The organism is Polynucleobacter sp. IMCC 29146 (genome assembly GCF_021395195.1).
Lineage (GTDB): Bacteria > Pseudomonadota > Gammaproteobacteria > Burkholderiales > Burkholderiaceae > Polynucleobacter.
In genome coordinates this window covers 1-17,015 of sequence record NZ_JAJVCR010000010.1, presented here as the reverse complement: position 1 = coordinate 17,015, position 17,015 = coordinate 1, and the positions used below count along the sequence as shown (strand labels likewise).

The following is a 17,015-nucleotide window of genomic DNA, read 5'->3' as shown; positions in this document are numbered from 1 at the left end:
CCCAGGTCATCCGATAGGCTGATATGAGTAACAACAATTACATTCCAGCAGGTTTTAAAGAAATTAATGTTGGGGGGTTATTTATATCTAATAACGGACCGCTGTATGCTACTTTACGCAACAAGCAATTTTCTATGGGTATGGTGGTTGAGCAGCGTCACTGTAATCCACATGGCATTTGCCACGGCGGTATGTTATCTACTTTTGCTGATATGTTGCTGCCTTATGGCGCTATGTATGCTCTTGGCATAACTCGAAGATTTACGCCAACTATTAGCTTACAACTTGATTTTTTAGCGCCTGCAAACTTAGGATCTTGGATTGAGGGTACGTGTGAACCACTTCGATCTACAAGTAATTTGCTATTTGTTCAAGGACTTATTAAGCACAAAGATGAAATTCTAGTGAGGGCCAGTGGATTATTTAAATGGGGGGATTTTGTTCCTTCAGACGATCCCCTGAACCCCTTTGGGCTAGAGGAAAATTAAGGATTTCTTCTTTTGTCCAACGTCAGCAACTTAGAGAGTGCCAAACGCCATGGCCTTGGTCATGTTGCTCAAGATGGTTTAACTGAGCCAGCTTTCTGAAGTGCTCTTTTAGAGCATTTCGATTGGCGCCAGTCATTCGAATAACGACACTGATAGCGATCTTGCCGTGCTCGCCATCAAGTTCCACAATTTTGAGTGAGAGATCTGGTAACGGCGCTAACACCCAATAAATATGAGCTATTTGGAAATTTCCCCATTTTTATACCCAATTACACCCTTTTTTGAGTCAGCCAATTACACCCTATAGCGCTGGCATATGCTAATTTCAAATACAGACTTACAAGAGTTGGCTAAGGTTTCCTGAGGTGAGTTCCCGAGAAATCTAGCGGTTGATGCGCTTGAGAATCAATATATAAAGGTGGTAAGCTAATGAATAATTGGCAAATAGTGATGGATAATAAAGTGAATTTAAAAAGGCTAAGCATGCGTGCAAATTTCCGCAATTGGACATTACTGGTTGGATTATTATGTGTCGCCGCAGCCTGCGTCATTGCTTACCTAATTACTTTGCCAGCTGAGGCCGATGTTTCTTTGTTATTTGATGCGCCTAAATATAGTAGTTTGCAATATTGGATTTCTACTTAACTTATTTTAAAGAGAGAATTGACATGCAAGCCTCTATGTTAGAAGAAGTAATCACAGTACCTAATCCTTATCCAATTCGTTTTCAAGTTCAATATGATGAAGTCTGGCATCTTTGCCAGCAAGCGCGCGATTTAACGTGGAATCCTGATCACATTGATTTTGCTGATATTCGGGATGCCGATTTACCCCAAGAGGTAAGAGAGGCTGGGGGCGAGTGGTGGAGCTTGCGCTCGTGGATGGAGCATGGCGCCATCGCTTATGGAACAGAACGCCTTCGCGAAGCTATTTTTGCTCACCAGCCGTTTGAAATTAAGCAGCATATTGTCAATTTTATTGCTGAAGAGTTACGCCACCATGAAGCCTCGGTATTAATTGCCAAAAATTTAGGCGGATATCACGACGAGCCACGAGCTGATTACTTTAAATTGGTCATTCCCCGTTTTCATGATGAACGTGATGAAAAGGCGATGAGTTTTTTTGCGGGCTTAGCAGTCAATACCTTATTTGAACAATTATCAGGTGAATTGTTGCAAGCACGATATGAAAATGCTCGCTTTGAATCGATCCGCATGGCCTGTAAATTAATTTTGCGTGATGAAGCTCGCCATATTCAGTTTGGTCGAATCATTATGCGACGTTTTTTTGAAACTTTAAGTGCTGATGAAAAGCGCCTGATTGGGGAAAAGTTCTCCAAAAAATTACGTGGCAGCTTGCTTAATGGTGTGTATTCAGTGGTGAACTTGCCGGAGGATGAGCGTAAGCGTGCAGGGCGTAACAGGGCGCTCGCATCTGAATATGGTTTGGGTGCTACGCATCCCGATGAGGAAGTAGAAGTGATCCGCAATGCTTTAGACCGCATTCGCGCTGACGTCGCCCCTTACGGAGTTGAGATTCCTGCTATTCCAGAGCTAGACGGCTTAGCTCAGTTATCAAGTTAAGAAAAATATTGTTATTAAGGGAGATTAAGGAATTGAACAGTTTTTCTAAATTACTAGTGCTGACAGTAGCTTTATTTAGCCTCCCTGCATTAGCCCAACAAACTTACCCGCAGAAACCGATTACCTTAGTCGTGCCCTATCCCCCTGGCGGTTCAGCTGATATTTTGGCGAGAGCACTAGCGCCAAAATTGGGCGAACGCTTGGGACAGACTATTTTGATTGAAAATCGCGCGGGAGCGGGTACAGCAATTGGTGCAAAGGCAGTTGCGAGTGCGGCTCCCGATGGCTATACCTTGTTATTAGGCACCGTTAGCTCGAATGCGATTAATCCTGCGATGACTAAGGTTGGCTATGACCCAATCAAAGATTTTGTCGCGATTGCACCTGTGGCCGCCATCTCATTTGTTTTGGTAGCCAACCCCACTTTTCCTCGTAATAATGTGGGTGAATTAATTGCCTATGCTAAGGCAAATCCTGAGAAAGTCAGTTACGCATCTGCGGGCCCAGGCACGTCAAATCATTTAGCGGGCGTTATGCTAGCTTCAGCTGCACAAATTAATTTAGTGCATGTACCTTATAAAGGAAGTGCGCCAGCATTAAATGATGTTATTGGCGGTCATGTGCCAATCATGTTTGATTTAATCGCCACTGCGCAACCGATGATTCAAGCAGGAAAAGTGAAGGCTCTGGCAGTAACTAGTAAAGCACGCACATCTTTATTGCCCCAAGTGCCAACCATGCGAGAAAGTGGTTTAGCCGATTATCAAGTAAGCGCGTGGTTTGGTATTTTTGGCCCTGCAGAAATGCCGATAGCTATTATTAATAAATTAAATCTTGAAATTACTGCAGTAATTAAAAATCCGGAAATGCAAAAACGTTTGCGTGAGTTGGGTGCTGAACCCGAGACCGCAACGCCACAAGAATATGAGCGCTTTGTGCGCGAGGAAGCAGCAAAGTGGGTAACGGTTGTGAAGTTGGCAAACTTGGCCCCTTAATTCATTATTTAAGCGTCGAAAAATTTCTCATCTAGCTTGTGGCCCCTAGTCAAATTCCTGTAGCTTTATTTCCTAGCCTACAGAGAATTGGCAATTCCTGGGCTAGCGATATTCAGCGGTATAGCCAAGAAGTAAAAGACCTCTACGCCCCTTTGCATGCTTTAATGAATAATGAGGACATTACCGTTGAACGCAATTTAGCTTATGGCGAAGATACTCGGCAAGTACTGGATATTTTTATTCCTGCGCAGGTAAAAAATGCTGGCGTAGTCATTTTTGTGCATGGCGGTGCCTTTGTACGGGGTGCAAAATGTACCACCGATAGCTTGTATGACAATGTTTTATATTGGTTTGCCCATCAAGGCTATATCGGAGTCAACGTTGAATATCGTTTGGCACCAGCAGCAACATACCCTGCTGGTGGCATTGATGTGGCTTTGGCAATTGAATGGGTGCATAACCATATTGCTCAATTTGGCGGCAATCCTAAACAAATTCTATTAATTGGCCATTCCGCTGGCGGTACTCATGCAGCTGCTTATGTGTTTGATCCTGCCGTAGCTTGTTTTGGTAAATATCTAGAGGCGCTAGTTTTAATTTCTGCACGTTTAAAGGCAGACGTTCTGCCAGAAAATCCGAATGCTGAAGGAGTACGCGCTTATTTTGGTGCAGATGAAAATCAATATGCTGAAAAATCACCGCTGACATACGTGGCTAATAGCTCCTTGCCAACCTTAGTAGTGGTGGCAGAATTTGAAAATCCGCTCTTAGATGTATATGGGAAAGCCTTTGCTAGAAAATTAGCAGAGGTTCGCTCGGCAAAGCCTTTGTTATTAGAAAAGGCAATGCATAATCACATGTCGATTGTGGCCCACTTTAATAGCAGTGAAGATGAATTGGGGCGGCAGATTTTAGAGTTTTGGGAAAATCAGCAGCAATAAGTAGTTTAGAGCGCTGGAAGTTGAAGGTTCTGAGCCTTAATTTTGAGTTTGATATAAGATAAAGAAAAATATTAGGGGACAATAAAATGAAAAAAATAAGTTATATTTCGAAAGTAATGGGTTTTTTATGTGCTTCAGTAGCCTTACATTACTCAGGTTTAGGGCAAGCAGCCGAACCTTTTCCTAATAAAGAAATTCGCCTCATCGTACCTTGGAATGTAGGCGGCTCTAATGATATTTCTGCCAGACTTTTATCGCAGCTAATTGCAGAGCAAGGCATTAAGGTGGTGGTAGAAAACATAGCTGGGGCTACGGGTTCAATCGGCATGGGCAAAGTGGCTAATGCAGAGCCTGATGGTTATACAGTTGGCATGGGCACAAGCTCAACCATGGCGATGATTGCGCAAAATTTAACCACTTTAAAAAATGATCAATTTGCACCTATAGCCAGAGTAACGACAGATCAATTGTTATTACTAGTGCCTGGCGATGGGCCGGCGACAAATTTAGATGCTTTTCTCGCTATGGTTAAAAAGAATCCAAACAAGATTTCGATTGGCACACCTGGCAGCAATAACTTGAATCATATTTTTGCTGTGATGACTGGGAGAGTCGTAAATACTGAAATTATTACTATTCCTTATACAGGTGGATCGAAAGTTATTGTTGATTTGGCAGGTAAGCAAATTGATGCTGCAGTTTTAAAACCGTCGGAAAGTAAAACACAAATTGATGCTGGCCTTGTAAAGCCCATCGGCGTATTTGCCAATGACCGGATTAAAACTTTGCCGAACGTTCCAACCTTTAAAGAAAAAGGCTTTGATGTTTTTCCTTTTGGGCCACTTGTGCAGATGGCATATATCGCTGCGCCTGCAAAAACCCCGCAAGCCGTGCAAGATCGCTTGATCACTATTTTTAGTAAGGCAATTCAAGACCCACGATTTAAGAAGGCCTCTGAAGAGGGTGGAGCTAAAGTAGATGATGTAACAGGCAAAGCACTTGGTGAAGAAATCGTGGCCGTTACTAAAACACTCGCTGTAGTTGGTCCAAAAATATTTACAACAGAAAAGAAATAATTTTCTAGCTGAAAGCCTTCATTCATGTCAAAAATTAAGAAAGTCACGTGCCACGTTGTTTCGGCTCCGGTTGCAAAACCCTTTACATCTTCAAGAGGGTGGATTTATAAAACCCGTGGATCTTGTATTGTCGAAATCGAAACCGTTGATGGCATTGTTGGTTGGGGCGAATGTTATGGTCCATCAGCAGTTGCAAAAAGTTTTATCGATACCCAGTATGCGCCGCGTATTCTGGGCATGGACTCATTTGATGTAGAAGTGATTTGGGAGGAGCTCTACAACCGCATTAAAGATTACGGTACTAGAGGAATGGCGATTTCAGCAATTAGCGGTATTGATATTGCCCTGTGGGACATTATTGGTAAGAGTTGTGGTCAGCCCATTCATAAATTAATTGGCGGCTCTTACCGCACCGAGGTGTTTGCCTATGCTACGGGACTATATTTTATTGATATGGATCGCTTAATCGAAGAGGCAGTTGAAGAGGCCCTGGAATTTAAAGGTAACGGTTTTACAGCAATCAAAATGAAGATTGGTTTGGGTAATCCCAAATTTGATATCAAGCGTGTTGAAGCAGTGCGCAAAGCAATTGGCGATGATATTCGGCTGATGGTTGATGCCAATCATTGCTTTACTGTACCGCAAGCAATTCGTATTGGCCGCGAGTTAGAGCAATTCGATGTGGAATGGTTTGAAGAACCTATTTCACCAGAGGATATTGATGGCTATGTTGAGGTCACCCGTGCCTTAGATATGGCTGTCGCAGGGGGTGAGAATGAATTTACCCGCTGGGGCTTCCGTGATCTAGTGGTAAGAAAAGCCATGGATATTGTGCAGCCTGATGTCTGTGCCGCCGGAGGAATAAGTGAGTGCCGTAAGATCGCCACTCTAGCTAGCGCTCATGGGGTGGAGTGTGTGCCGCATGCTTGGGGTTCTGCCATTGGTTTGGCTGCTACTTTGCATTTCTTGGCTGCACTGCCTGATCAACCCCCAAGTTTTAAAGGTAACCCTCCATTATTAGAATTAGAGCAATGTGAAAATCCATTCCGCGATCTTCTGTCGATTGAGCCCATTGAGCAACACAATGGTAAGGTAAAAATTCCAACTGGACCCGGCTTAGGAATTGAAATTAATCGCAGCGTTTTAGATCAATACCGAGTTTCATAAGAATATTATTTTTTTGAGTCTAGCAACTAGTTTACTTGTGCAGTCATCAAAATCCAATAAAACAAGGGGTTCTTTTTCTTGAGTAAGAAGCCAAAGGTATTACTAACAAATCCAATTCATCCTCATTTTTTTGAAGAATTAGCTCAACACTGTGAGGTGGTGGTAGCCCCAGATACGAAGCCTGCAACCCTTAAAGCCTTAATTGGCGATTGCAATGGGTTAATAGTGCGTTCTCAGTTGCCAGCCGATATTTTTGAGAATGCAAAACAGATGAAGGCGGTGGTACGGCATGGGGTTGGGCTTGATTTCATACCGGTTGAGGCGGCTACTAAAAAGAATATCGCCGTAGCCAATTTGCCCGGATCGAATACGAATGCGGTAGTGGAATATTGCCTCGCAGTTATCTTTCATTTCCGTCGGCGTCTGCATGTCATTGACTCAATACTGAGAGATAAAGGTTGGGCAACTGCTCGCCCATTAGCAGATGATGTAACAGAAATTCAAACTACTACCTTAGGCATTATTGGCGTGGGGGCCATTGGCAGCGCTTTAGCAAAAGCTGCCAGTAGCTTAAATATGCAAGTGGTCGCCTTAACGAGGCGCCCAGAAAATTTACCTAAACATATTCGCGCAGTGAGCAAGAACGATTTATTTTCTCAGGCTGATGTGATTGCCATTTGTTGTCCCCTGAATGATCAAACACGCGGCTTAGTTGACGCAAGTGCCATTGCACTCATGAAGCCCAATGCCATCTTAATTAATGTAGCGCGCGGACCCGTGGTCGATACTAAAGCTATCATTACAGCTCTGAAGGCAGGCAAAATTGCTGGGGCAGCCATGGATGTGCATGATGAGCATCCTTTAACTGGACAAGAAGAAGTTTTTAATTGCCCCAACTTACTTATAACGCCTCATCTGGCCTCTATTACTGCGAGTAGTATGCGTGGCATGAGTGAGGGTGCTGTAAAAACAATGTTAGCTTTATTGCGCGGGGATCGCCCCGACAATACAGTTAATCCCACCGTATTTACTAACTAGAATGTTGTGACCATGAAAAATCCCATGCGAATCGTTAAATTAGAGGCTGTGCCTATTTCATTCCCAGTGCCTGAAAATAAATCAGTGCGCTTGGGTATTGGTAGAAGCGTTAAACGTGATTCGGTATTGGTGCGCATTGAGACCGAAGATGGACATGTGGGGTGGGGGGAGGCGCATCATGGGCGAGCGCCTGGCGCCATTGCTAAATTAATTGATACCACCATGCGCGAGTTGGTATTAAATCAAGACGCTTCAGATATTAATGGCATTTGGGCACGGGTCTATAAGATGCAAATCTCGACTCACGGCATGGGGGCAGCTGCCGTTCTTGCCCTAAGTGGAATTGACATCGCTTTGTGGGATATTCGTTCGCAAGTAGATGGGCAGCCTTTGTATCGCTTACTAGGAGGCTCATCTAAAAAAATTAAGGCTTATGCTGGCGGCATTGCTTTGGGCTGGCAAGAGCCCGATTCGTTAGCGAGAGAAGCTTTAGAGCATGTGGCCACAGGCTATCGGGCATTGAAATTACGGGTTGGCGATACCGCTGAAAAAGATATTGCTCGCGTGCTAGCAGTAAGAAAAGCAGTAGGGTCCGAGATCGATCTGCTAGTAGATGCGAATACAAACTACACCTTACTAGATGTTCGTAAAGTGATGCCCGCCTTTGATGAGGCTGGCGTTAATTGGATTGAAGAGCCATTTCCTCCGCAAGATCGAAAAGCTTATCGGATGGCACGCAGCTTGGGGAGAGTGCCATTTGCTGCGGGTGAAAACCATTTCACCCGCTATGAGTTCGCTACCTTAATTGAGGATGGGGATGTGCAATTTATGCAGCCCGACTTGTCTAAGGCGGGTGGCGTGACTGAATCAATGCGGATTGCAGCTATGGCTAGTGCTAATAAGCTCACTGTGAATCCACATACCTCGGCTACTGCAATTAATATGGCAACCACCATTCACTATCTCTGCGCGGTTGATAACCCAGGGTATTTCGAGGGTGATGTTACTTCGCTAAATCCTTTTAGAGATGAGATGATGGATAAGGTAGCCTATGTACTAGATGCAGATGGTTTTGTTAGGCCTTATGATGGTATCGGCATTGGCATGAAAATTAATTTAGACTTCATCAAAGATCATCCATTAATTGATGGTCCTTGTTATGTTTAGCCTTTCTCAATTGGAGAATACTAATGAGTTTGATAATTAAACCAGAAAATCCAGCAAGACCTCATTTTGTTGGGATTGCTAGTGGTATTGATTTAAGAAATCCACAGGATGAGGAAACCATACGAGCGATTGATCGTGCTATGGATCAATATGCAGTCCTCGTTTTTCGAGGTCAGCCATTAACGCAAGATGAGCAAATTGACTATTCACAACAATTTGGCCCATTAGATTCAGGCTTACGTAAAGCTACAGGGGCGCCTACCCGTTTTAAGCATGAGCAGCTCATCGATATAGGTAATGTAGCTTTAGATGGATCAATCGCTAAGCGAGATAACAAAAAGTTGTTGGGCGTCTTGGCTAATCAATTGTGGCATAGCGATAGTACTTTCCAAAATATCCCAGTTAAATATTCGATGCTATCTGCAGTCATTGTTCCCGAAGAGGGCGGTCAATCGGAGTGGGCTGATTTACGCGCCGCTTGGGATGCGTTGCCAGAAAAAACCAAGCAGTATGTTGGGGGGCGCACAGGTTTGCATTCTGCTTTTCATTCTCGTATTGCTTTGGGTGATGAGCACTATACCGAGGAGCAGTTGGCTAAATTTCCGCCTGTTAGGCGACCTTTAGTGCACATACACTCGGGTTCAGGCCGTAAGGTTTTATTTCCCAGTGTCCATATTACCGAGGTTAGCGATTTAACAGTGCCTGAGGGGCGGTTGTTGGTGGCCGAGTTAATTGAACATGCTACGCAATCACAGTTTGTATATTCACATCACTGGCAGCCCGGTGATTATGTAATGTGGGATAACCGCACAACCTTGCATCGTGGCCGCCGCTATGACCTCTCAGTGCGTCGCGATTTACGGAGAACCACCACCCTAGAGCGCGACTACATACCATTGGAGGTAACCGCTTAATGATGATCTTAAAAAAACGATGCTTGCATTGCTTGCTAGTCATTACGACAATGATGTACACAAGTCTTTCATGGGCAGATGTTTACCCATCTAAGCCAGTAAAGTTAATTGTGCCTTTTGCTGCAGGCTCAGCATCGGATACAGTGACGCGCTCAGTAGCTGAGCGCTTAACGCTATCGATGGGCCAACCATTTTTAGTAGAGAACAGGGCTGGTGGTGGAGGTACGATTGCGAATGATTATGTAGCAAAGGCACCTCCTGATGGCTATACGCTCTTAATTTCAACGGCGGCTTTACCCATCAGCGCAAGCGCTTATACCAATCTGAAGTATGACACTAGTGCATTTGTGTCTGTTACCGTCTTTACTAATTCTGCATTGGCCTTAGCCGTTAATCCTACTTTTCCAGCAAAAAATGTGCGTGAATTTATTGATTACGCTAAAGCCAATCCAACCAAAGTAAATTTTGGCTCTTTAGGTGTTGGTACTTCTCATCATGTAACCGCCGAGAAATTAAAATTAGATGCTGGCATCAATATGACCCATGTTCCTTATAAAGGATCTGGACCAGCCCATCTTGATTTGATGGGCGGGCAAATTCAGGTGATGTTTGATAATTTAGTGGCCCTGATGCCTCACTTTAAGAGTGGCAAATTACGACCCGTAGCAGTTACTACCCTCAAACGTCATCCGCAGCTACCTGATGTGCCTACGCTTTCAGAGTCTGGCGTTAAAGGCTTTGAAGCAGTAGCTTGGTTCGGTATGGTGGCACCCCCTGGCACTCCAAAAGAGATTATTAATAAGCTGAATGTTGAAGTAGTTAAAGCGTTGAACACCCCTGAGGTTCGTCAACGGCTTATTGATGGGGGCTCAGAAGTCATTGGTAACTCACCTGAAGAAGCCGATCGCTTTTTAAAGGCAGAGATAGCTAAATGGGCGGTAGTGGTGAAGAATGGCAAGATAACTGCGGAGTAGGCCCCTGAACTCCAATTGTTTGATCCTTATTTCATTAAACCTAAACAGAGATTCTTGGTATCGCTTGACCGAATAGAGTAACAATACGATTTATCATGCTTCGCTTGGCCTAGACACAGGTTTTTAAGGTCCTCTTCCCTAATTGAATAGCAATAAGAAGCATCATTTTTAGAAATGCCAAGACAATAATTCTTTTTATCGACGTCATTAATTGAATAACAACTAGAGGAGTCAGCAAAAAGAAGTGGTGCACTAAGGGTGCCCACCAGCAATAAGATAATTTTCATCATATTAAAAATAAACTTGACACCCATCAAAAATAGTATTTACAATTCAATCTTACATTAAGAGATGGGCTTGTGCCCCAGCAACCTGCTTACCGAGCAAGGTGCTTACGCTAACAGCGGATGTGACCCGAAAGGGTAACTAAACGGTTCACCGTTTTCATCTGCCAGCCCTCTCTTAAGAGGGCTTTTCTGTTTTAAGCCCACGTTCTTTAACAATTTGGAGAAATAACTATGGCACGTTTAATACATGGCGGCGTTTCTGTGCCCGCAGAAGTAGTAATGGTCGGAAAAAGAATCAAAATTTGGAAAATTGATGGGATCTATTCTATTTTTTACGGTGCTCAAAAACTGGATGTCACCGATCCCGAGGCTAGTGAGCTTGCAGTTGAAATAGCGCAGTGGTCAACTGAGGAGGTTGAGGAGAAATGGGTTGGCATCATCGATGCTCTTTTAGCAGGGTAGCAATCAATTAGTAGGGCGGATTTATTCCAACTTGCTGCGCCCGTCATTTTGACAAAGCAGCTAAAAAGGAGATGGTATGAGCAAAAAGAAACAGAGTTTAGTAGAAAAAGCATTGTCGCTGGGATTCACCATGGCAGACCCCAATGACCCGATTTATAAGGGAGGAGTTGTAATCATTAGTACGGTTGGTGTTGAAATTGAACGACTTGAAAAACTGGATAAGATTGCAAAATCAAAGCCAACAAAAGGAGGTCAAAATGGCTAAAGTAATTTTAAGGGACTTAGTTCCAGACGATTCCCCAATCTATCAGCAAGCACTGCAAATTGGCGGCCGATTGACAGTGCCAACACAAAAGGTAGTTAAACCAACTGAGCCGATATTTACAGAAGGGCTAACTGTATCGGTGCCACCCACTAAGCCAAGCAAAAGAAAGCGAGGGCCTAAATCATAGGTCTGAATTAACAAGAGGCTCATTCTATGAGCCTCTTGGTTTTTACACTGAGTAATGGGCTAAATGGGCTACAAAAAACAACTTAATGAAGGAGTAAGTATGCGCGACTATACCTATGTAGAAGGATATCGATTCAATATTTGGAATGTTTACCGCAGCAAACGTTTTGATGTTGATCGGCTTGATATTAATTTTGCCGATAAAGACCAGCCAGAGTTCGTTCGGGGTTTACGAATCGTGGATCATCAGGAAAATGAAACTTATTTAACCCATGGTGAGGATGCGGACAACCTTAGCTACAGCATGTGTTTTATTAATAACGCAAACAAAGAAGACCGCCCTGATCAGTTTGATGATTACCTCATTAAAGCCATCGCCAAGAAAGAATATCTCGTGCATAAGCTTTTTGTAGAGGGGAACACTACCGATATAGCCGTACATTAAGTGTATAGCGTTAATTAATTTAATTTATTTATAAGCTCATTTCATGAGCTTATGATTGGATATGCTGGTTCTTCAATTGATTCAAAGGAGAACCAGATGTCATTACTAAATCATTTCAATGGACTATCGCTGCTAGCCATCATGGCGGTATCGTATTTCGCGGTAGCAAAAAATACGCAAAGCGATCACACATTATTTAAGCGAAATAAATAACGCCTTAAGCAGCCTTCTCTTATTTCTTGAATTTTTAGTTGTTTTTAAGCAGAAGTTGAAGCAGAAGATCGTTTGGTGAGCTTATGAGTAGAAATAATGATTACAAGCTCATCCAATGAGACGTTAGTTTTGTATTTGAGCGACTTAACAACAAGGGGTTAGCGCGTGAATCTTTTCACTAGGGCAATGGTTGCAATTACGGGTCACCACATTGACAAGGGCACCGAGCCTGAAGATGTTGGGGGACTTAGCAAGATCGGTTTATCGATTTGCTTTGCTGCCTTTCTAGCGGCAATTCAATTTGGCATTGCAGGCTGGTATCTGGGTGAGAACTTTGATCCTGATACGCGCGTCATCTTTGCTGCAGTTACCGCCATCATTGGTACTTGCATTGTACTGATCATCGATCGCAACTTTATCTATGCAGCTGATACAAGGGCTGATACCGGCGGAGTACTCACCTATATTTACTTAGCTATTCGGGTATTTTTGATACTGGCCATTTCATCACTCAGTAGCCAGTTCACCTTACCCTTATTACTCAAATCTGAATTAGGTATTCATGTACAAGATCTCAAAGATGAGCGCTACGACACGGCTAAAGACCGTTACACCAATAAATATGAAGTAAAAGAGAAGGTGGGTAGCGAGCAAGAAGTGGCAGCCCAAGTGAATAAACTCAAAACAGAAATAGCGACAGTGCCACCAGCTATAGCTCGGCAAAAGGTGCTTGCTGAGCAATGTATGCGCGACTATAAGAAAAAAATTAACGCCTCAATTGGCCCTGATATTGACGAGAACGATGTCGCCAATTTATACGCTAAAGATAAATCCGATTGTGAGCGCCAAGATGCTAACTACAAAGAAGCCTACCGCACCTACTTAGAACCTAAAAAGACGGCTTTAGTTGCCAGCGAAGAGGCTTATGGGCTTGCGCACGAAGATGCTACGAAAGCCAAGACTTTATTTAAAACAGATTTACAGCGCGCTGATGAGAACAACAATATGTATTTAAGTGTCGCGTCCGCTGATGTAATGTGGTCTTTAATCCGTAATAACCCAGGTGCACGGGCCAAGTACATCATGATTACGGTAGTGCAGTTAGTGTTGGAGTTAATGCCTTTACTCCTGAAGTCTTTATTAGGACGATCACCCCTAGGTATTCGGGTCGCTATGCGTGGTCAGTTAATGCAACAAAAGTATGAAGAGGCTGAGCATGAATATAGTCTGAACTACATCGTTCGTACAGGCCAAGCCGGTAAAGCCAAGAATGAGCAAACCAAACATGATTTAACCGATCAGATTGCTATTCAGGAAATGAAAAATCAGTTGATGGCCCTTAAAGTCGATACCCGTAAGAAATTCTTTGACTTTAGCCCTGCTAGCCAAAGCACTGTTCATTTCAGAAATATGTATAACAACCAAGAAGCAATGAATAGTGCTGCCAGTATGCAAAGGACGCAAACGCCGCAACCAGCGCAGCCCATGGCGCCTATTAAGCCAACGCAACCGGCCGCGAGCAATGATCAACCCCACTTTAACCTTGGCAACTACGTTATGCCCTAATTTTCGATGAAAATTCTGGCGCTCATTTTTATGACAATTCTTCTTACTGCTTGTGGTTCTTCACCTAATCGTCAGACTAGCAATTCGACGAGCTATCCAACGAGCTATAACTACTCGCCTTATATCCCACCTAAGCCCGCAGTTAAGCCCCTAGTAAGTTCCGTAGCTAGCCCTGCAGGTAAACCACAGCCAAATTTACCAACCTTAAACTTCGATGACTTAGTCCGCTTTGAATATGACTGTTCACGCCGCATGGCGCAGCTCGATTTATTACAAGAGCAAATTCGTAAGAAAACGTTTTACCGCGTTGATGGGGTAGATGGCAATGAATTTCCCGATCGCATTAATAAACGCTATTACGCACTAGTGCGCTACCGGATGTGGAGTTTACGTCTGGGGTGCTCGGGTAGTAGCGTTGAGAAAAATACCGAAATCAAGCTAAAAGCTGGGTCTCCTACGCGACCACCAGAGAGTATGCCGCGTTGCTACTTTGAAGAAATCGTAGTGGCCAAGTCTGAGATCAATCTTGCAGAAGGTGGCGGGGAAAGTGTAGTGAGTAAACGCAAAGAGTTTTGTACTAATTACCCGTTAATTGCCGATCGCAGAATTGTAAATGTAGGTGATCAGGTTGATCCTGAGCGGCAGTTAGATAAAAACATTCCTTATATCCCAAATTTACGTAAGTGGAACGGCAATATCTTTCAATTGTTTTCTAAAACAGAAATGCACCTAAATGATGTTGTGAAGTTTACGGTGGTCGTAATGTGGAGTAAATCAGGTTGGATTGTGGTCGATAAGTTTTAGTTCAATAAATTTTAAAGGGAGTACATGATGAAAAAGATCTTTTTAGCATTACCCATTATTGGGGTATTAAGTGCCTGCGGTTCTAATGGCATTAATAAGCAAGCACAGGTAGAGTACCGTCAGCAAGAGAAGGTGGCCGCACAAGCAGTAGATGAAGCGCCAAAATGGATGTTTAAGCTACCCAAAGAAACAGGGGTGATTTATGAGAACGGTACGGCTATTAGTAGCGACTTCTCAATGGCGGACTTAAAAGCCAAAACTATGGCCTATGTGAAGATTTGCACAGGCGCAGGTGGCAAAGTACGCAGCCAAATGAAGATGTACCGTGCTGATAACGACGCCACATCAATCGAGCAATCTGAATTAACAGTACGCAGCATTTGCCCGGATGTGGATATTACTGGGGTAGAGACTGTGGAGATGAAGCACGTGGCTGAAGGCAACCGTATTCGGAGCTATGTATTAGTTGCTTTACCCATGGGCTCTAAAAATATTATGAAAACAACTAAAGAAATTCAGAACCGCTCTAGTGATGCGTTTAAAGAGTTGGATAACATTGCTAAAGAGCAGCCCGCCGCAGCGATTGTGACGCCAGTAGCAGCACCCGTTGTGCCTGTGTCAGTTGCGCCAGTAGCAGCACCTGTTGTAGCACCACTTAGCGCTGTACCAGCCGCCGCACCTATCGTAGCGCCAACTGCGGCTCCAATTGCACCGCCAACGGAGACCAGTGAGAAGTTACCACTAAAACCAACCGATAGTATTTTGAGCCCAGTGAGTGCGGTAAGCCCTAAAACGGTGATGGTACAGGCCAACAATGGCAATGAGAAACAAGTAACTTTAATTGGCTCGACTAACCCAGAGTATGTGGCTAGACGCGCCGAGGCATTGAAAAAACCAGGCGCTGTAATTGGTCAGGCGACAATAGAGTAAAGGGCCTATATGACTTTAAAGATAGACATCTCGATAGTGCATGACACGCTAGAAGATTAAATTTTAAGAAAATTCTTTATTTTTTTTGCCTCAATAAATTCGTTTTGTCTTTTATAATTAATTAAAACTCCATTTTTCTCTTTAGAAATTTCTATAAAGGATATTGGAATTGTGTGCCCCGACATGATATTTAGCATTCCCCATGGAGTTAACTCCCACTGATAAATATACTCTTGAGATTGTATCGAAGCAAGTTCCCGTCGATTTACTATGCTAGTTTCATAGGAGCTCGATAGTATTCCTCTAAAATATTCCGAAAATGAAAATCCATTTATTGACATTAATGGATTTATATAAGCAATGCTTATAAGTGATAAGGGATTTAATGTTGTTAGATGTGTAATCTCCTTAGTAAGATTATCAAACTCAATTACTATTTTTTTTTGATTTTGATTTAATAGGGTTCCTATTTTTTTCCCATCATTAAAGTTATACCCAAGATACTTAAATGCAAGTTTCTTAATTAATGTATTTCTGTTGGGTGAAATAATATCCAATAAGCTATCTATCAAATGTTTTAAATCTCGATACTTTTCTTCATATTTACTTTGATAAATTTTATATCCTTCTCTCGTATTAAAGCTAAGTAGAAACTTTTGAATTTTTTCTTTCTCATAAGAAAACCTCTCATCTTCATAGCTAATCAATAATATTTCCAACTCCTTAAAAGTTTTATTACTATATTCACTAATTTGCATTCTTCTAAGATTCATAATCTTATTTACTTCCATGATTGCATAGTGTTTTTTATTTATAGGGTCATAGCTGCCAGCCTCAAGTGCGTAACGCATAGATACTAATTCAGCATATGACTTATTTAAATATTTTTCTTTTAACTCATTAGCCTTTTGTTCTACTCTTTTTTTCTTTTCAAAATCTATTTTTCTTTGATGCTGAACCTGTTCTTTGGTTGTAGCTAATAAGCTAGATAATCCATAAAATTGAAAAAGATGTATTTCATCTTTTCCTATCAATATATGAATAACTTGAATAGCTGTTTTTATATCTGTTTTAAAAAATTCCTTTTCAAAACGAAATGCTTGTAAAGACTTATGCAATAACATTTCAAATATTTGCGCATTATCTGTTTCAAAATAAAGCTCAACTGTAAACTTTCCAGGCACACCTGTTGCCGATAGCTCTTGTACTCTTTCTTCGATTTTTCTAGTTGTATATCCAATCTTTAAAAGATTCGGCATAGATTGATGAGAAAGAATGTAGATAAGTCCCTTCACCTCAATAAGCTTTCAATAATATCCCACCTATTCTTATACTTTTCTATACTCCAACCATTGTTTGAAACTGATGGTGGGATGTTAATTACACGTGAACTGACCTGATTTTTAGTACCACTCCAAAAGAGAGGATTTTTGATAATCTTCACCCTAAAGGAGTGCTAAATATGGCAAAAGGCCAACGTCTTAAACCCGAGCAAATCGTCACCTTATTGCGTC

Annotated in this window: 19 protein-coding genes and 1 riboswitch; of the genes, 17 read left to right on the top strand and 2 right to left on the bottom strand. The window is 42.5% G+C overall.

The window, feature by feature from the left end; all coding sequences use genetic code 11:
- Window positions 1-23 precede the first annotated feature (23 nt).
- The 13 genes from LZT22_RS11035 (at window position 24) to LZT22_RS10975 (ending at window position 11,357) form a co-directional block, all read left to right on the top strand.
- Window positions 24-488, top strand: coding sequence for a PaaI family thioesterase (locus tag LZT22_RS11035; protein WP_233925294.1), 465 nt, complete (start codon window positions 24-26; stop codon window positions 486-488).
- A gap of 483 nt (window positions 489-971) precedes the next feature.
- Window positions 972-1,133, top strand: a complete 162-nt coding sequence (locus LZT22_RS11030; protein ID WP_233925293.1) for a hypothetical protein — start codon at window positions 972-974, stop codon at window positions 1,131-1,133.
- A 23-nt stretch (window positions 1,134-1,156) separates the two neighbouring features.
- On the top strand, window positions 1,157-2,071 hold the full coding sequence (locus LZT22_RS11025) for a diiron oxygenase (protein WP_233925292.1): 915 nt from the start codon (window positions 1,157-1,159) through the stop codon (window positions 2,069-2,071).
- A 32-nt stretch (window positions 2,072-2,103) separates the two neighbouring features.
- Window positions 2,104-3,066, top strand: a complete 963-nt coding sequence (locus tag LZT22_RS11020; RefSeq protein ID WP_233925291.1) for a tripartite tricarboxylate transporter substrate binding protein — start codon at window positions 2,104-2,106, stop codon at window positions 3,064-3,066.
- A 38-nt stretch (window positions 3,067-3,104) separates the two neighbouring features.
- Window positions 3,105-4,007 (top strand): alpha/beta hydrolase, encoded by a 903-nt coding sequence (locus tag LZT22_RS11015; protein WP_233925290.1) that lies wholly within the window; start codon window positions 3,105-3,107, stop codon window positions 4,005-4,007.
- 86 nt (window positions 4,008-4,093) lie between these two features.
- Window positions 4,094-5,083 carry a tripartite tricarboxylate transporter substrate binding protein gene (locus tag LZT22_RS11010; protein WP_233925289.1) on the top strand — a complete coding sequence of 330 codons (990 nt, stop codon included), beginning with the start codon at window positions 4,094-4,096 and terminating at the stop codon, window positions 5,081-5,083.
- 24 nt (window positions 5,084-5,107) lie between these two features.
- Complete coding sequence (locus LZT22_RS11005) at window positions 5,108-6,250, top strand: mandelate racemase/muconate lactonizing enzyme family protein (RefSeq protein ID WP_233925288.1); 1,143 nt, start codon at window positions 5,108-5,110, stop codon at window positions 6,248-6,250.
- Window positions 6,251-6,328: 78 nt separating this feature from the next.
- Entirely contained in the window at window positions 6,329-7,288 is a 960-nt protein-coding gene (locus LZT22_RS11000; protein WP_233925287.1) for an NAD(P)-dependent oxidoreductase, read from the top strand.
- A gap of 12 nt (window positions 7,289-7,300) precedes the next feature.
- Window positions 7,301-8,455, top strand: a complete 1,155-nt coding sequence (locus tag LZT22_RS10995; protein WP_233925286.1) for a mandelate racemase/muconate lactonizing enzyme family protein — start codon at window positions 7,301-7,303, stop codon at window positions 8,453-8,455.
- A gap of 23 nt (window positions 8,456-8,478) precedes the next feature.
- A complete protein-coding gene (locus LZT22_RS10990) occupies window positions 8,479-9,369 on the top strand; it encodes a TauD/TfdA family dioxygenase (protein WP_233925285.1) in 891 nt (296 codons plus the stop codon).
- On the top strand, window positions 9,369-10,343 hold the full coding sequence (locus LZT22_RS10985; protein ID WP_233925284.1) for a tripartite tricarboxylate transporter substrate binding protein: 975 nt from the start codon (window positions 9,369-9,371) through the stop codon (window positions 10,341-10,343). The genes LZT22_RS10990 and LZT22_RS10985 overlap by 1 nt, the downstream gene beginning before the upstream one ends.
- A gap of 336 nt (window positions 10,344-10,679) precedes the next feature.
- A riboswitch (SAM-I-IV-variant riboswitch) is annotated at window positions 10,680-10,783 on the top strand.
- Between the two features lie 78 nt (window positions 10,784-10,861).
- A complete protein-coding gene (locus LZT22_RS10980) occupies window positions 10,862-11,092 on the top strand; it encodes a hypothetical protein (protein ID WP_233925283.1) in 231 nt (76 codons plus the stop codon).
- 76 nt (window positions 11,093-11,168) lie between these two features.
- Window positions 11,169-11,357, top strand: coding sequence for a hypothetical protein (locus tag LZT22_RS10975; RefSeq protein ID WP_233925282.1), 189 nt, complete (start codon window positions 11,169-11,171; stop codon window positions 11,355-11,357).
- A 42-nt stretch (window positions 11,358-11,399) separates the two neighbouring features.
- On the opposite strand, the gene LZT22_RS10970 is transcribed toward LZT22_RS10975, so the two are convergent.
- The gene (locus tag LZT22_RS10970) at window positions 11,400-11,567 is read right to left on the bottom strand and encodes a hypothetical protein (protein WP_233925281.1); all 168 of its coding nucleotides are present in this window, start codon (window positions 11,565-11,567) and stop codon (window positions 11,400-11,402) included.
- A 76-nt stretch (window positions 11,568-11,643) separates the two neighbouring features.
- Here LZT22_RS10970 and LZT22_RS10965 point away from each other — a divergent pair, with 76 nt between their 5' ends.
- From LZT22_RS10965 to LZT22_RS10950, 4 genes are all read left to right on the top strand, one after another.
- Window positions 11,644-11,988, top strand: a complete 345-nt coding sequence (locus LZT22_RS10965; RefSeq protein WP_233925280.1) for a hypothetical protein — start codon at window positions 11,644-11,646, stop codon at window positions 11,986-11,988.
- Between the two features lie 378 nt (window positions 11,989-12,366).
- On the top strand, window positions 12,367-13,767 hold the full coding sequence (locus LZT22_RS10960; protein WP_233925279.1) for a DUF4407 domain-containing protein: 1,401 nt from the start codon (window positions 12,367-12,369) through the stop codon (window positions 13,765-13,767).
- 30 nt (window positions 13,768-13,797) lie between these two features.
- Window positions 13,798-14,571, top strand: a complete 774-nt coding sequence (locus tag LZT22_RS10955) for a hypothetical protein (RefSeq protein ID WP_233925278.1) — start codon at window positions 13,798-13,800, stop codon at window positions 14,569-14,571.
- A gap of 27 nt (window positions 14,572-14,598) precedes the next feature.
- On the top strand, window positions 14,599-15,501 hold the full coding sequence (locus tag LZT22_RS10950) for a hypothetical protein (protein WP_233925277.1): 903 nt from the start codon (window positions 14,599-14,601) through the stop codon (window positions 15,499-15,501).
- A gap of 56 nt (window positions 15,502-15,557) precedes the next feature.
- Here the strand turns inward: LZT22_RS10950 and LZT22_RS10945 are convergent, their stop codons facing one another.
- On the bottom strand, window positions 15,558-16,796 hold the full coding sequence (locus LZT22_RS10945; protein ID WP_233925276.1) for a GIY-YIG nuclease family protein: 1,239 nt from the start codon (window positions 16,794-16,796) through the stop codon (window positions 15,558-15,560).
- Between the last annotated feature and the right edge of the window lie 219 nt (window positions 16,797-17,015).

What these genes read in the sequence shown, in the direction of transcription:
- LZT22_RS11035 (WP_233925294.1), top strand. Translation starts at nt 24, where the DNA reads ATGAGTAACAACAATTACATTCCAGCAGGTTTTAAAGAAATTAATGTT.
- LZT22_RS11030 (WP_233925293.1), top strand. Translation starts at nt 972, where the DNA reads ATGCGTGCAAATTTCCGCAATTGGACATTACTGGTTGGATTATTATGT.
- LZT22_RS11025 (WP_233925292.1), top strand. Translation starts at nt 1,157, where the DNA reads ATGCAAGCCTCTATGTTAGAAGAAGTAATCACAGTACCTAATCCTTAT.
- LZT22_RS11010 (WP_233925289.1), top strand. Translation starts at nt 4,094, where the DNA reads ATGAAAAAAATAAGTTATATTTCGAAAGTAATGGGTTTTTTATGTGCT.
- LZT22_RS11005 (WP_233925288.1), top strand. Translation starts at nt 5,108, where the DNA reads ATGTCAAAAATTAAGAAAGTCACGTGCCACGTTGTTTCGGCTCCGGTT.
- LZT22_RS10995 (WP_233925286.1), top strand. Translation starts at nt 7,301, where the DNA reads ATGAAAAATCCCATGCGAATCGTTAAATTAGAGGCTGTGCCTATTTCA.
- LZT22_RS10990 (WP_233925285.1), top strand. Translation starts at nt 8,479, where the DNA reads ATGAGTTTGATAATTAAACCAGAAAATCCAGCAAGACCTCATTTTGTT.
- LZT22_RS10985 (WP_233925284.1), top strand. Translation starts at nt 9,369, where the DNA reads ATGATGATCTTAAAAAAACGATGCTTGCATTGCTTGCTAGTCATTACG.
- LZT22_RS10980 (WP_233925283.1), top strand. Translation starts at nt 10,862, where the DNA reads ATGGCACGTTTAATACATGGCGGCGTTTCTGTGCCCGCAGAAGTAGTA.
- LZT22_RS10975 (WP_233925282.1), top strand. Translation starts at nt 11,169, where the DNA reads ATGAGCAAAAAGAAACAGAGTTTAGTAGAAAAAGCATTGTCGCTGGGA.
- LZT22_RS10970 (WP_233925281.1), bottom strand. Translation starts at nt 11,567, where the DNA reads ATGAGCCTCTTGTTAATTCAGACCTATGATTTAGGCCCTCGCTTTCTT.
- LZT22_RS10965 (WP_233925280.1), top strand. Translation starts at nt 11,644, where the DNA reads ATGCGCGACTATACCTATGTAGAAGGATATCGATTCAATATTTGGAAT.
- LZT22_RS10955 (WP_233925278.1), top strand. Translation starts at nt 13,798, where the DNA reads ATGACAATTCTTCTTACTGCTTGTGGTTCTTCACCTAATCGTCAGACT.
- LZT22_RS10950 (WP_233925277.1), top strand. Translation starts at nt 14,599, where the DNA reads ATGAAAAAGATCTTTTTAGCATTACCCATTATTGGGGTATTAAGTGCC.